Annotated in this window: 7 protein-coding genes; all 7 read left to right on the top strand. The window is 41.5% G+C overall.

Features of this window, described 5'->3' with window-relative positions:
- Positions 1–4814 (top strand): leucine-rich repeat protein (locus tag G586_RS25250; protein WP_155834270.1); only part of this gene is annotated, 4814 nt, incomplete at its 5' end.
- Between the two features lie 237 nt (positions 4815–5051).
- Positions 5052–6692 carry a hypothetical protein gene (locus tag G586_RS0117940; protein ID WP_026528816.1) on the top strand — a complete coding sequence of 547 codons (1641 nt, stop codon included), beginning with the start codon at positions 5052–5054 and terminating at the stop codon, positions 6690–6692.
- Between the two features lie 148 nt (positions 6693–6840).
- Positions 6841–8511, top strand: coding sequence for a hypothetical protein (locus G586_RS0117935; RefSeq protein WP_026528815.1), 1671 nt, complete (start codon positions 6841–6843; stop codon positions 8509–8511).
- Positions 8508–9923 (top strand): hypothetical protein, encoded by a 1416-nt coding sequence (locus G586_RS0117930; protein ID WP_026528814.1) that lies wholly within the window; start codon positions 8508–8510, stop codon positions 9921–9923. The genes G586_RS0117935 and G586_RS0117930 overlap by 4 nt, the downstream gene beginning before the upstream one ends.
- Before the next feature lies 1 nt (position 9924).
- The gene (locus G586_RS0117925; protein ID WP_026528813.1) at positions 9925–10548 is read left to right on the top strand and encodes a response regulator transcription factor; all 624 of its coding nucleotides are present in this window, start codon (positions 9925–9927) and stop codon (positions 10546–10548) included.
- Positions 10549–11236: 688 nt separating this feature from the next.
- Complete coding sequence (locus G586_RS0117920) at positions 11237–12592, top strand: hypothetical protein (protein WP_026528812.1); 1356 nt, start codon at positions 11237–11239, stop codon at positions 12590–12592.
- A 327-nt stretch (positions 12593–12919) separates the two neighbouring features.
- Positions 12920–14854 (top strand): hypothetical protein, encoded by a 1935-nt coding sequence (locus G586_RS25245; RefSeq protein ID WP_051204895.1) that lies wholly within the window; start codon positions 12920–12922, stop codon positions 14852–14854.
- Positions 14855–15070: the final 216 nt, after the last annotated feature.

Below are 15070 nucleotides of genomic sequence, written 5' to 3'. Positions count from 1 at the left end.
TCAGTAACATAACCATGCCGTCCACCCTTGAGATAATAGGTGAGGGAGCATTCCAGCATGACCAGGCACTTGAAAGCATAGAGCTTCCTGCAGGTATTAAGACAATTGAAGACTATGCATTTCATGATACAGCTTCTCTTTCAGCGATAAAGTTTAATGACGGTATTAAAGAGATCAGGTACAGGGCTTTCAGAGATTGTACCGCGCTTACGGAGATTGCACTTCCTGATGGATTAAAGACATTAGGAGTAGAGGTGTTCCAGAACTGCAGCAGCCTTGAAAAAATAAACTATCCTCTTTCGCTGACGGAAGCAGGCGGCGGAACCTTTGCAGGAGCCGTAAAGCTTAAAGAAATGACAGTGCCTGAAGGAATAACGAAGGTGGCTGACAATGTATTCAAAAAAAGTTTAATTAAGACGTTCCACCTTCCTTCAACTCTTGAAACAATAGGAAAGAGCTCATTTGAGAATGATACAGAGCTTGAGAGTATAGAGATACCCGAGGGAGTCACCCTGGTGGATGAGTATGCCTTCTGTGGATGCACAGGAATGACACAGATAAAGCTTCCCGAGAGCCTTAAGAATATAGCGTACAGAGCCTTCATGGAATGTAGCAGTCTTACTGAGGTTGCTGTTCCTGATGGAGTAGAGACAATGGGAACAGAAGCATTTATGAACTGTACGTCTCTTAGGGAAACAAACTACCCTTTGTCTCTTACAACGGCAGGAGGAAAAACTTACGCCGGAGCTTCTTCACTTATTAGTATGGAGATTCCTGAGGGAGTAACAAAAATAGCTGATAATGTATTCGCATCCAGCTATATCAGGAATATAGGATTTCCGGAATCACTTACAACGATTGGTGATTATGCATTTTATAATGATATACAGCTAAGTAGAATTGTTATCCCTGATACAGTTACGACTATAGGTGAATATGCATTTGGGGACTGCTCAGGTTTAAGGGAGGTAACACTTGGAGAGGGCGTTAATACTGTTAGCTACAGAGCATTATATAATTGTAAGAATCTAAAAAAGGTAACAGTTTTAAATGCCGGAGATATTACTTTTGGTAATGAGGCATTTTTAGGAAGCCCAGTAACAATGTATTGCTACATTGGCTCTTCCGCAATGCAATATGCTATTAAACATGGAATGCCAATCTGTCCTATATCCGAGACAGCTTTGGAGGGATTTGCTATTGATGGTGCAAAATCCTACTACATGACAAACTCGAGTGATCTGTATTCTTCGGGATACATAGATCTTGTTGTTTCATATTGCATTAAGGATGAAGTATTTAGTGATGTTTCAGACATGAAGCTCTCTATTTTCTTCCCTTCAAACATCAATTTGAAGGAAAAGTCAGTTACAGCGAATAATCAGAAACTGGAGGATTATGTATTTGATGAAAATCATGTACTTACAATTCCGGTAACTAAGAAGAGTGGAGTCATTCACTTTACAGTAGTTCCTGAAAGTGCTACATCACTGGTTTCATCAGCTTCACTTGAGTATAAATACAACAATGAAACTCATACGGATGCTATTGGGCTTATAAATGCTGAACTTCCTAATCTTACTGTTGTGGTTCCGACAGTAACGAACACAAAGACGATTCTTGTAAGCGGTATAGCACCGGCATCATCAGATATAACATTATTTGTGGATGATGTTGAATGTGGAACAGCACATTCTTCAAAGGGAGGAAAATATAAAAAGCAGATAGATATTCCTGATCCTGTAGATGGACAGACATATGTTGTCAAAGGAGAAATAAACACTGAGTCAGGAAAAATATCTAACAGTGCAAATGTCAAATTCAGTGCTTCGGAGCCTGTAATAACCGGATTTAAGATGTACTACAGGCTAAATGGAAATGAAAAGGTAATTGATCTTCTCGATGCTAATGGAGCTGTGAATACAGTAACTTTTGCTACATCAGGACGCTATACATTCCATGTAACTATGTCCAATCCGGATATGATTGAGAAACTGTATGTCAAAAGCACACGTAATGGAGTGACATCAAAGATTCCGGCAAGATATAATGAACAGTCCGGTTGTTTTATAACAACGGAGAAATTTAATAATGATGCAAATTATGTGCCGGGAACACTCAGCGTTGAGTATAACTGTGCTGATGAATATCAGGACCAGATAAGTGCTCAGGATCAGGCAAAAGAGATTGTCGGCTCGTATGCAAAGAACAATCCGGATGTAGTTAATGATGGAATCGACAAGGTAGAAACTGTTGAAAGTACAGATAGTCATGCTCTGTATAAAATTGAACTTCCTGATGGCACGATGACAGAGTTTGAATACAATAAGTATTCGGACAATGATAATGTATTACAAACACTTCTTGCGGAAAATCCGGATGTTGACAGTTCTCAGGTAAATACAACCGGAAGTGATGTAAACGGAATATTACCTGCTGTACGTAATATAAGCAATGATACCCTGAAGCTTATTTACAACGTACTAAAAAGTCCGGCGTTTAAGAGTGTTGTTAAAGGAAATCGAACAACATACCAGAGAACGACAGAACAAGGAATACAGGTATGGATTGAAGATCAGTATGAAAGTGGTTTAAGTACTTTTGAAAGCTGGATTTACAAAAAAGCAGGATCAACCGGTATTCAAATTGTTACTGAAAATGTATTGCAGAATTATAGCGACCAGATAGTAGATTTATCTGATATAAACTATGTATTTGGTGGCATGTATGATGCAGGAAAAGCGACCTTTAGCTATTTTGGACACATGTATGAAATTGACATGAGAACTATGCATGCAAGTACAGAAGCAGAGCGAAGGGAAATCGAATATCTGAGATCTACTTATACTTTGTGTCTTGTGACAAGATATCTGTTGGCAGTACTTGATTGTTCGGCAAAAGTTGCATACGGAAGCGGAAATCTCCCTCTTGCTACCGCACTTACAGCATTTACTTTTGTAATGAAGGATTTATGCGATCAGATTGAAAAGGATCCGTATAATGGCTTTGCTCATAGCTATATCGGTATATTACTTGGCATTCCTGTCAACATAGTTAAGTGGATCATTGATCCAAGCGGTTATGTTTATGAAGGCGTAACAAGTAATCGAATAGCCGGAGCTACAGCAACTGTTTATTACGAAGATACCCGTTTGGTTGACGATCCTGACGTGGAGTGGGATGCATCGGAATACGATCAAATTAATCCTCAGATTACAGGAGGAGATGGAACATTTGCATGGGATGTGCCTGAAGGAGTTTGGAGAGTTGTAGTAGAAAAGGAAGGCTATGAGAGAGCAAGAACAGAATGGCTTGATGTACCACCTCCGCAGACAGGAATAGGCATCAAATTGAAGCCCACTTCAGCACCTGTAGTAAAAACGGTCGATTTTTCGGAAACGGTTGTAACAATAACATTTTCACAGTATATGAAACCTGATACTTTTGAGAATATTATCTTAAAAGATTCGGCAGGTACACCGATAAACTACAGCATAGTTTATGATCAGAGCCAGTCAGATTTGGATGGAAGTGTTTATGCTAACAAGGTAAAGCTTGTTTATGATGCGATCGAAAATGGAACGTCTGTTAGCCTTACAGTTCCTGAATCTGTAGTATCATGCGATGACAAAGCCGTAGAAGCATATGAAAAAATCGGAACTGCTCATACTGATGTGGCGATAAACGTTGCGGATGAAGTAAGTATTGTGGCAGGAACCACAAAGGAAGTTCCATTTGAGATAAAGGGATATGATAGTAGCATGGTGGTAAAAGCTACACCTGAATATTCAAGTGTTGCTACTGTTACTGATGAGCTTACTATTGATGACAATGGCCAGGGTATCTGTAAAGTTAACGGAATATCTGATGGTGAGACTGACATAAGGATATCCATTGATGGTGTTGAGACATCTGAAGTATTTAAGGTTATTGTAGGAACAAGCGAGTCATCTCCTGCGATAATGTATAGAGTGACTTTCTATGGCGGAGCAAATGCAATCGGCACAGCACCTTTTATTGAGAGACAGTTTAAAGGAGCAACAATTACGCTTCCGGAGAACACATTCACTTATAGTGGCAAGAAGTTTGTGGGATGGTCTGATGGAACAGAAGTATATCAGCCTGGACAGGAATATACCGTAAACGGAAAAGTGCAATTTACGGCTATATGGGAGGATATAATAGTAACAGTTCCTGTTACAGGTGTATCGATAAATCAGACTTCACTTGAACTGACCCCGGGATATTCAGCAACACTTGTTGCTTCAATAACACCGACAGATGCATCCAATAAGAATATGAGATGGGAAAGCACAAATACAGCAGTTGCTGTTGTTAATTCAAATGGTCTGGTGACTGCAATGACACAAGGAAATGCTCAGATAAAGGTAACGACTGAGGATGGTAATTTCTCTGCTATATGTAATGTGAAGGTGGTAGTGAGCAGCGGAAATAATTCCGGAACAAATCCTTCTAATAATGGTACGCCTACTCCTACTCCTCAGATATCAGAACAGGAGACCCAGACAAGTGCAACTATTACTCAGAGCAAGTCAAAAATCAGTGCTGCTAAGTTAAAGAAAAAGGCTCAGAAAGTCACAATTAAAATTGATGGTTCAAACGGTAAAATAACAGCAAAGAATACTTGCTCGAAGAAACTTAAAAAGTACCTTAAGGTTAAAGTGAAAGGAAGAAAGATTACCTGTACCCTTAAAAAGGGAGCACCGAAGGGAACCTATAAAGTAAAGGTTACTGTTGCTGAGAACGGAAATTATCTAACGACCACTAAAACTATCAAGATTAAGGTCAAATAAAACTGTTGTTTGTTGAAACAATTTGATCTCACTGAAAACGGCTCCGAAAGGGGCCGTTTTTATTTGAGTAAAATCACACAAATAACCATAGACGAATTTTTAATATTGTACATTACCCCCATTTGGCGGTAGAGAAAAATCAAAAAAACATCTAAAATTAAGTGGTGAAGTATTACAGCATAAACTGAATTCAGAAGTTTCTACCTTGCACTTAGCATAAGACAATCGAGGTGTGATATGAGAAAAGTTCTTCTTCCAATCAGCATATGTATAGTAATTGCTATGATCATCACATGTGGCAGCAGGAGCCTTGCTAAAAGCTCTTCCTATGCCGCATCTTCTAAAGCTTCCAAGGAAAATCCCGATCTCATTTCCGGCATACGAATCATGCATAAGGATAACAACTATTTTGGAGAAGACTACAGTTCTCTTAAGATAGCTCACGACTATGAGCAGATAAGTCTCTCAAAGGAGACGCAAAAAGCCTATCCCGAGCTTTATAAAAAGATCATGGTAGTGAATGATCTCATTGGTACCGATGAGGCCAACAGCTATTATGCGGCCTACAGGCAGGTTGTGAAAAATGAGAAGAATACCACCTATGATCATCCCTACCTTGATGAGGATTGGAAGATTTATGTGCGGAGAGCTGACAGCGATGTGGTGAGTATTCTCGTTAAAATTACTACCGCATCCTACGAAGACTACAACAATGATCGGTTCATGACTTTTAATATAAATCCGAAAACCGGAGAAGATATTCTGCTTTCTGACATCATTAAGGATGATGATGCATTTTTTGACGTGCTTGTTCAGAAGTTCATGGAAATAATGAAGGCGGATTATGAGGGATTTTTTGCAGGTGGAAATAGCATGAGCGAGTCGCAGCTCATGAAGACCTTGGAAACATGCCTTAATTCGGAACAGCTACTATGGACACTGGATTCCCAGGGTGTTTCATTTTGGCTGAATTCAAGGAATCTCTCCCCTGTAAGCATGAACTGTAAGATCCTGTTTTGCGAAGACACAAAGGGGAAGCTTTTCGCAGATGACGTCAGAAAAAAAATCCCCGATACATGGGTCATGGCGCTTTATCCAAATACCTACGAGCCCATAGATTCCGATGATGATGGAAAAGCCGACAATATCTATGTAATGGAGAAGCTTGAATATTATGAGGAATCGGATTATGAATCCATAACAGGAATTCTTGTGGATTACAACGGAAAGGAATATGAATTTCCATTAGATGGAGATGACTATGATTTTTCATTTTCACTAATTCATCAAAATGGAAAGAGTGTCCTCTTATCAAATTATAAGGAATATGATTACAGCTTACTGGAGCTTTATAAATTGGATGATAAGGGAGTGAAAAAGGCAGACCTTTTATGCGCATATTTCTGCGGGGATAGTGATGAGGTGTTTGATGATTTTGACAACTACAATTATGTCACACCTATCATGACAGACCCTACATGCTTTAATATTGCGGTTAATACCTGGCTGCTATCTACTGCAGATGCGGTTATGGAGTATAGGATCACCGACGCGGGAAAATTCAAAAGGCTTTCGAAGGTCGGGGCAATTTTCGAGAAAGACAGGTATGTGATAACTTTAAAGACCCCGCTTGAGAAGCTTCAGATTGTCGATACCAAAACCTTTGAGACTACAAAGGAAACCTGTGATCTTAAGGCAGGAGAGAAACTAAAGCTGATGTACACTGATGGCGAGACTTATGTGGACTGTATCACAAGGTATAACAGACTTGTCAGGATAAAAGTGGTTGACGATGAGGAACTCGGCAGATGTATAAAGGTAAAGGGCAAAAACGTTAATATTCAGGAAGTATTTGATGGTATGGTTTATGCCGGCTGAGGAATATCTTGTTGCACTGGTTTTATGCCGGTTGAGGAGCATTTTGACGTACTGGTTTTATTCCGGCTAAGTAGTATAGTCGCGCAACGCAATCGGGGATAAAAGGAGTAATTGATTGGATAGGTTGGGGTTGACGAATAAAAAAGTATTGGGAATACTTATAGGTCTTGCAGCGATGGCGTTCATCTATGGACTTTTCAGGTCGCGTATACCGCATCTTGACCAGATGCCCTCGATACTCTATTGCACGCTTTTCATCGCCTGGGGACTTATGGTGAGGCGCAGAATATTGAATGTGCACATTAAACAGCGACTTCTTATTGCCAGCGGCTTCATGGTGCTTCTTTTTGTTCTGAGGGTATCACGTTTCAATTTCTTTGATGAAGTTGACTTTATGAGCACTATACTCTGGTACGCATACTATATCCCGATGACAGTAATACCGCTTCTCGGATTCCTGGCAGCTCATTATACGGAGCCTGTAAGGAATATTAACAGAGTTCGCAGGTTAGAGCGCTTTTTGATCGCTATGGAAGTCATAATAATCTGCGTTGTGATGACAAATGACATCCATAACTTTATGTTCAAAATCTATGATATGCAAAATAATGATTACAGCAGGAACTGGTTCTACTATGTAGTTCTTGCCTGGATGGTGCTGCTTATGGTGGGGGCTTTTGTGGTCCTTATGAAAAAATGCACTTTTTCATCAGTAAGAAAACTCTGGTACATTCCGGCAATTTGCCTGCTCGTGGGCTATGCGCTTTTGATATGGTATGTAATCGAAGGAGGATCACCTACTTACTTTGGGGTAAAATTATTCCATCTACACGAAGCGTTCTGCTTTCCTTTTATCACTTCTTTTGAATGTGCTATCCAGATAGGGCTGATTCCTGCAAACACGGGATATGAGCTTTTGTTTGATTACTCAGGGATAAATGCGGCTATCTATGATAATAAAGACAGGGCAATTTTGACTTCCAAAAGCTGGATACAGAATGCAGCGGACGCAGATCATCAGATAAGAAAAGAGAATATTTCGGGCGGATATGTCACGTGGGTTGAGGATATATCTGCAATTAACCGGCTTAACGAGGAACTCTCGGAGGTTACCGAGGAGCTGGAGGAAGAAAATGAGCTGATCCGTCAGGAGAATGAAGTCCGCGCAGAGCGCGTGAGCTACGAGACGAAAAACAGGCTCTACAATGCTATCGCGGAAGCCGTAAAGCCACAGGCCATAAGAGTTTCCGAACTCCTCGAAAAAGATGAGAGCGGAGACATTTCCAGGGATAAGCTGATATTTGCTGCTTTTTTAAGTGCGTTTATTAAACGTATGGGCAACCTGATGCTGATTTCGGATGAGAATAAAAAGATTTCAACTGGTGAGCTTGGAATGGCTGTCAAGGAGTCCATGGATTACATGGAACTTGCGGGAATTACATGTGAGCTTATGGCTGAGGAACCAAAGGAACTTCCCGCAGCTTTCATTAAATATGCCTACGATCTTTTTGAACAGCTTATGGAGGATGCCTGGGATAGCCTTCATTCCTGTGTTGTTATGTTTGAGGACAAGGCTGATTATGAGATAACCATTGCCTTTGATTCTGATGTCTGCAGCATTACCCCCGACTGGAGGAAAAACGAGCTTTCAGAAAACGGTGGCAGGCTCAGGATACGCAACGAGGATGAGACCTTCTATGTGACGATAACCTGCGAGAAAGATGTGGCAAATGCTGATTTTGCAGGGCGAGCGGATGCAGAAAACCTTAAGAAAACAGATTTTAACGAAACGAAGAAGCTTGGGGAGGTAGGCGCATGACATTTAGCAGTCTTTCCGAATTATCGCGCGGAATGGTGATTTTGGTCACCTTCATTACGCTTATCGTCTGCATATACAACGTTATACGCTCGCTTATTATCAGGAGAAATAAGATATACACCTTTATTTCGATAGCTGATATGCTCATAACATTTGTACTGTTTGAGATTTTGGAGATGCATCATGTGGGTGACTGGCTTGTGAAATTTCAAATGCATATATCGCTATTACTTTTGCTTCAAATTTCACTTTTTGTACTTGCCGTAGTTCAGCAGTACGCCATAGGAAAATGGGCCAAGGAGCATATCTCGAATATGTCCGTAAAAGAGGCCTTTGACAAGCTCCCGACCGGCCTGTGCTACTACTATGAAGGCGGGATTCCCGTGATGGTGAATGAGACCATGCATGAGATCAGTAGAGGGCTTTTTGGTAAAGGCGTAACGGATGCTGAGGAGCTGTGGGAAAACCTGAGGAATTGTGAGCCTGCAGATATGATTTCTGAGGGTATTACCGGAAAGGAGATCCATAAAAATATTGCCGGGGAATCTGATGGGGCTGAAGATGTAGAAGCTGTACGTGATGCCGGAGAATCTGATGGGGTTGAAGATGTAGAATCTCTACGTGATGCCGGAGAACCTTACGGAGATAGAAATGATATACCGCTTCAAAATGATGTCTATATGGTAAGAACCGAGGATGGGAAGGTTTATAGTGTGGCTCGTAACATGCTTCACATAAATGGCAAGAATTTACCTGAGATTATTGCAACGGATGTGACTGGCGAATTTTCACTGACTAAGGAGCTTGAGGCCAGGCAGGAAAAAGCAAAGCGATTAAATGACAGACTTAAGGCTCTCATGGGAACAATTGAGTACGTTACTATGAACCGCGAGCTTCTGCAGCTAAAGGCCGCGCTTCACGACAACATCGGACAGAGTATTCTTATCGCCAGAAAGTACCTTAGTGAACCTGATAGCATTGACAGAGAGGAGATGCTGAAGTTTTGGAGAAATAATATCAGACACCTGAGGGGCAATGAGATTGAAGAGTGGGAGCTCCCCTATTACGTTATATCTAAGGAAGCTGATAAGCTCGGTATCAAGCTGCAGATTATTGGAGATCTTCCGACGGAGGGAAGGCTTATCCCGGTTGTTGATGCAGCTATTTCAGTGCACATCGGTAATACTTTGAAGCATGCCTATGGCTCAGAATGTATCATCAGCGTAAAAAAGACAGCGGGAAGTTATATTTTAAACTTTGTTAATGACGGAAAAAAGCCGGATGATGTTATAATAGAGAAAGGTGGACTTAAAAATCTAAGACGCGATGTTGAAAATGTGGGCGGAACCATGAATATATACACATCGCCTGAATTTCGTATGGAGATAATATTGCCCGGGGAGGATATTTAAAGTGTCATTTGGGGTAGTGATTGCCGAAGATTTCAGAATGATAAGAGAGATTTTTGAAAGTGCTGTAGAGAGTGGACATGACTATACCTTGAAGGCATCTTTTTCCACGGCCTTTGAGGCTTTAGATTTCATAAAGACGCACGATACAGATCTTGTAATCCTTGATGTGCTTTTCCCGGGGAGTATGAGCGGACTTGATGCCGCAGAGAAAATCAAACAAATAAAACCGAATACGAAAATCATCATTGTTACTTCGATGCCGGAGCTTTCATATGAAAAGAGAGCAAAAGAAATAGGTGTTGAGAGCTTCTGGCAGAAGGAGGTTCAGGAACAGCCGATTCTTGAGCTTATGGATCGTACCATGAAGGGCGAATCTGTATATCCCAGTAAACATATGGAGGTGCAAATCGGTAACGCAGTCAGCACTGATTTTACCGAGCGTGAGACAGAAATATTGAGAGAGCTGGTAAGCGGAGCATCCAACAAAGAGATTGCAGAGAAGCTATGCGTTGAAGCATCAACAGTTAAGATGCATATTTCAAACATGCTCCAGAAGACCGGGTATCACACGCGCTTAGAGCTTGCTGTTAAGGCAAGAAACCTGGGGCTTGTGATAAATGATTGATGGATCAAAAAAGAGCTTTGGACTTGTGGGCAGTGATTGATGAACTGATAGAGAATTGATGAATATTGTACTTTTGGATTTGTTGATTTTGGATTATTGACAGAAAAAGCGGCCGAAGGGTCTGAAAAGCATGAGATGCGGCCGCGGAATATGAAGCTAGATAGGTTTTAGAAGAGTTATAAAGAGATAAAAAAGCGGCCGAAAGGGTTGGAAAACATAAGGTGCGGCCGCGGAATATGAATCCAGATAAGTTTTTAGGAGACAGAAATAGAGAAAAAAGCGGCCGAAAGGGTTGAAAAACATAAGGTGCGGCCGCGGAATATGAAACCAGACAAGTTTTTATGAGACAGAGAAAGAGAAAAAAGCGGCCGAAAGGTTTGGAAAACATAAGATGCGGCTGCGGAATATGAAGCTAGATAGGTTTTAGAAGAGTTATAAAGAGATAAAAAAGCGGCCGAAAGGTTTGGAAAGCATAAGATGCGGCCGCGGAATATGAATCCAAACAAGCTTTTATGAGACAGAGAAAGAGAAAAAAGCGGCTGAAAGGGCTGAAAAGCATGAGATGCGGCCGCGAAATATGAATCCAAACAAGCTTTTGAAGACAGAGAAAGAGAAAAAAGCGGCCGAAAGGTCTGGAAAGCATAAGATGCGGCTGCGAATGAATTGAATTTGATAGAGGGGGAATTAAATGAAAAGGAGAATTGTAAATACATTAGTTGTAAGTACAGTAGCAATTGGCATAACGTTGCTTGCGGGATGTGGCGCGAAAAAGGATGAGCCTGTTAATCTGACTGAGAATATCAATGCTGAGCCGGAGATTATCGACGCGGAGGATACGATCCACACCTTCGATGCCAATGGTGAGGTTTTTGATAACGAATCACTTGAGGAAGAAGACTTCGAGGAAGAGGTTCCCAAGTCGGCAACGCCGGAAGCAGACACATCAAAAGAAGATGATTCCGATAAGAAAACCGGAACATCAAAAGAAGATGACTCTGATAAGAAAACCGGAACATCAAAAGTGGATGATTCTGATAAGAAAACCGGAACATCAAAAGAGGATGATTCTGATAAGAAAGCCGGAACATCAAAAGAGGATGATTCTGATAAGAAAGCCGGAACATTAAAAGAGAATAATTCCGATAAAAAAACCGAAACATCGAAAGAGGATGGCGCTGATAAGAAAAGCAGCATATCTGAAGAAGAGATGGACAGCCTGCTGGAGCAGGTTGTCGAAGCGACAGATGCAGATATTCAGGATATCAGATGCTGCGCATTTGATGATTTTGACGGCAACGGAACCTATGAAGGTACAGTGTATGTCGGTGCAGGTCCTGACAGTGATTTTGGATGGTGCGAGGGAACTGTTTATTATGTGAATTCTGAGGAGTGTAAGAAAATCTACTCGGGCACGTTGGCAGACATGGATGGCAATGTATTCAGGGTTATCGATGCAGGTGACAGGAAATTCATCTTGTTTGATGAGGCCTATGTAACCGCTCTTGTGACCTATGTATACTACGTGGATGATGCAGTTTTGAAGGAGTCGAATATTTCCAGATTTGGAGATATCAGCTCAGATACTGATCTTCAGAATATCGTGATGTCCTTTAGTACCTACGATGGCTTTTGTACATATGAAAAAGGGCAGGAGGACTCTCCTGACTGGACCGGACATACCTGGAAACCTTACTATTTTTACTATGATGAAGAGAAGAAGGATTTCATGGAGTATGCAGGCAGTGAGATAACAAGGGACGAACTTGAAGAGATAGTGGGCTTTGATCTTGCAACTGAGATTGAGAATGAAGACTATCAGATAGACAATATTTTGCGCAGGAAAAATGGAATAGTTAACGTTAATTACTCGAAGAAAGAGGTTCTTGAGGACGGAACTATAGACATCACATATAACAATGCTACCTATGATGAAAAGACCGGCACCTTCGTGGATGTATGGGAAACCGGGAATAATGGCTGGCAGGATTCGAATTACGGCGGCATATACATGGATGCGCTAAATGTTGGCATGGCAGTTTATTGAGACATGGATGCGCTGAATGTTGGAATGGCAGTTTATTGAGACGTAGATGCGCTAAATGTTGGCATGGCAGTTTATTGAGACATAGATGCGCTAAATGTTGGCATGGCAGTTTATTGAGACATGGATGCGCTGAATGTTGGAATGGCAGTTTATTGAGACGTAGATGCGCTAAATGTTGGCATGGCTGTTTATTGAGACATAGATGCGCTTAATGTTGGAATGGCTGTTTATTGAGACATAGATACGCCAAATGTTGGAATGGATGTTTATTGAAACTTGTATGCACCAATTGTTGAAATAGCTGTTTATTGAAACATGGAGGGGGATATGCATAAAGTAGAGATTACTGAGGTTAAGAGGCTTCTGGCAGTTTTGCTGTCAGGAGCTGTTTTGTTGTCTTCAGGCTGTGGCGGAGCAGCAGGTAGTGGCGTCGATCAGCAGAGCGGTAACGGCACATATGCCGATGGGCAGCAGGTTGGCGAAAATGCACAGGGAGATGACTCCGGAAATAGTGAACAAAATATGCAGGGAGCCGGCTCTGAAAATGAAAGTGCCGCAGATGATAATGGCTCTTCAAATACAAATGGAAGCGAAGCCTCTGATGGAACCGGTTCAGGAGAAAATTCGTCCACTCAGCTTTCGGAGGAAGAACTGAATTCACCCGTGGATTTCACCTATCAGACTCATCCGCTCAACATGGTGAATGGTGCTGATAAGTATGCAATTGCTAACTACTATTCAATTGAGCTTGATAGAAGTTCTAAGGAGAAATTCGGAAAACTTCAGAAAGTTCTCGATGATAATGCAACTGCATATGACAGAGAGGCTAATGAATTTTTCACATCAAGTGCAGAAGAGATAAAGGAAATGTTTGATTCCGGCTGGGGGCTTGCATATGAGAGCGACAAAAATATATTTCCTATAAGAGCTGATGGCAGAGTATTCTCATACATAGTTTCAAACTATCTCTATCTCGCCGGAGCGCATGGATTCTGCGATTTTTCGAATTATAATTATGATCCGGTCACCGGAGAGGAGATTCAGTTTTCAGATGTAGTTAAGGATACTGATGCTCTTCCGGAGATCATTGTGTCTGAGCTTGAGAAGCAGAACGAGGATCTTGCAAAAAACTTTGAGGATTTGCCATCTGATAGGGAAAATCTGGTTTCCGGCATTCCTGACAGACTTAAGGATAATGCAAAAGGCCTTTCATGGGCTGTGGATTATGATGGCATTTGGTGCTGCTTTGAGGACTATGCCATGGGCTATTATGCTATCGGCACACAGATGGTAAAAATTCTATTCGCGGATTATCCCGATGTTTTCACAGATACTTATGACAATTACAAAGATAAAGAAATCCCTGATATCAAAGAGATAGGAAAAGAGCTGAAGGAAGCTGATCTTGTAAGCGTGGATGCTGGGGCGTTACTTGGCGGAGGCGCAGCTTCCGGCGATAGTTCTGATGGAGGCGCTTATCCCAGCGGCCTTGATGATGACGGAAGAGAGCCTGGTGAAGGTGATCTTGATGAAGGCTATGGCGAGGACTGGTGGTATCACGCAGTTGTTAAGAATCCCGGTTGGAGTGCATGGACAGCGGATGGCATTGACACTGATGCAGGAAAACCGTCATTTGAACTAAGTGAAGTAAAGTCCACAACTACTGACTGGCTTAACGAGGATGTGTGGTCTGCAGAAAACGGGATTCCGCTTCCGGAGAGATTTCCTTTTTCTGATGGAACTTACAACTATAGTGTGGTGAATAATGCCGAAGGCGGTGAGCTGTCGCTGACAGTTTTCAATGAAGATACTCAGACACTTGAAGGTAATTACTATTTTGATGAATTCATAAGTCCTCCGGATAAAGGTGAGGGTTTGTTCGCAGATTTTACAGAGCCCGAGATCCAGTATGCCCTTGTGAAGGACAATACACTTTATGTATCTCTGGGGCACAGAACATATGCCGCAGCTAATCCGCACAAATCCTACATTGTGGCCATTGACATGGTATCGGGAGAGACTTTATGGAAAAGTGATGACCAGGTATGCGGTTCACACAATTTCCTGATTATGGGAGACAGCATCTACTGTGGTTATGGCTTCACTGACGAGCCTGACTTTATCTATATTCTCAACAGACATAACGGCAAGGTTCAAAAGAAGATCAAGGTAAAATCCGCGCCGTACTACTTTATAGAGTGTGATGGATACCTCTTTGTGCTTACTTATAACACAGAGTACCAGTATAAGATTTTGGAATGAAGAGTTTGTGGGAAATTGCTGTTGTAAAGATCTTTATGGGCTGTGAAACTGAGGAAATTACCGGATTCACAGCTTGAAAATTGTGGTTGAGCAGTGAAATAGGAGAAAACAAAGATTTCACTGCTGGAAAATTGGACAGGAGCAGTGAAATAGAGAAAATACAAACTTTCACTGCCGGGAAACAGAATTGGAGCAGTGAAATAGAGAAAATACAAA

It is taken from the genome of Butyrivibrio sp. VCD2006 (genome assembly GCF_000423925.1).
Classification (GTDB): Bacteria; Bacillota; Clostridia; order Lachnospirales; family Lachnospiraceae; genus Butyrivibrio.
The sequence above is the reverse complement of the archived record's forward strand: the minus strand, read 5'-3'. Positions and strand labels throughout refer to the sequence as shown.

What these genes read in the sequence shown, in the direction of transcription:
- G586_RS25245 (WP_051204895.1), top strand. Translation starts at nt 12,920, where the DNA reads ATGCATAAAGTAGAGATTACTGAGGTTAAGAGGCTTCTGGCAGTTTTG.
- G586_RS0117920 (WP_026528812.1), top strand. Translation starts at nt 11,237, where the DNA reads ATGAAAAGGAGAATTGTAAATACATTAGTTGTAAGTACAGTAGCAATT.
- G586_RS0117930 (WP_026528814.1), top strand. Translation starts at nt 8,508, where the DNA reads ATGACATTTAGCAGTCTTTCCGAATTATCGCGCGGAATGGTGATTTTG.
- G586_RS0117940 (WP_026528816.1), top strand. Translation starts at nt 5,052, where the DNA reads ATGAGAAAAGTTCTTCTTCCAATCAGCATATGTATAGTAATTGCTATG.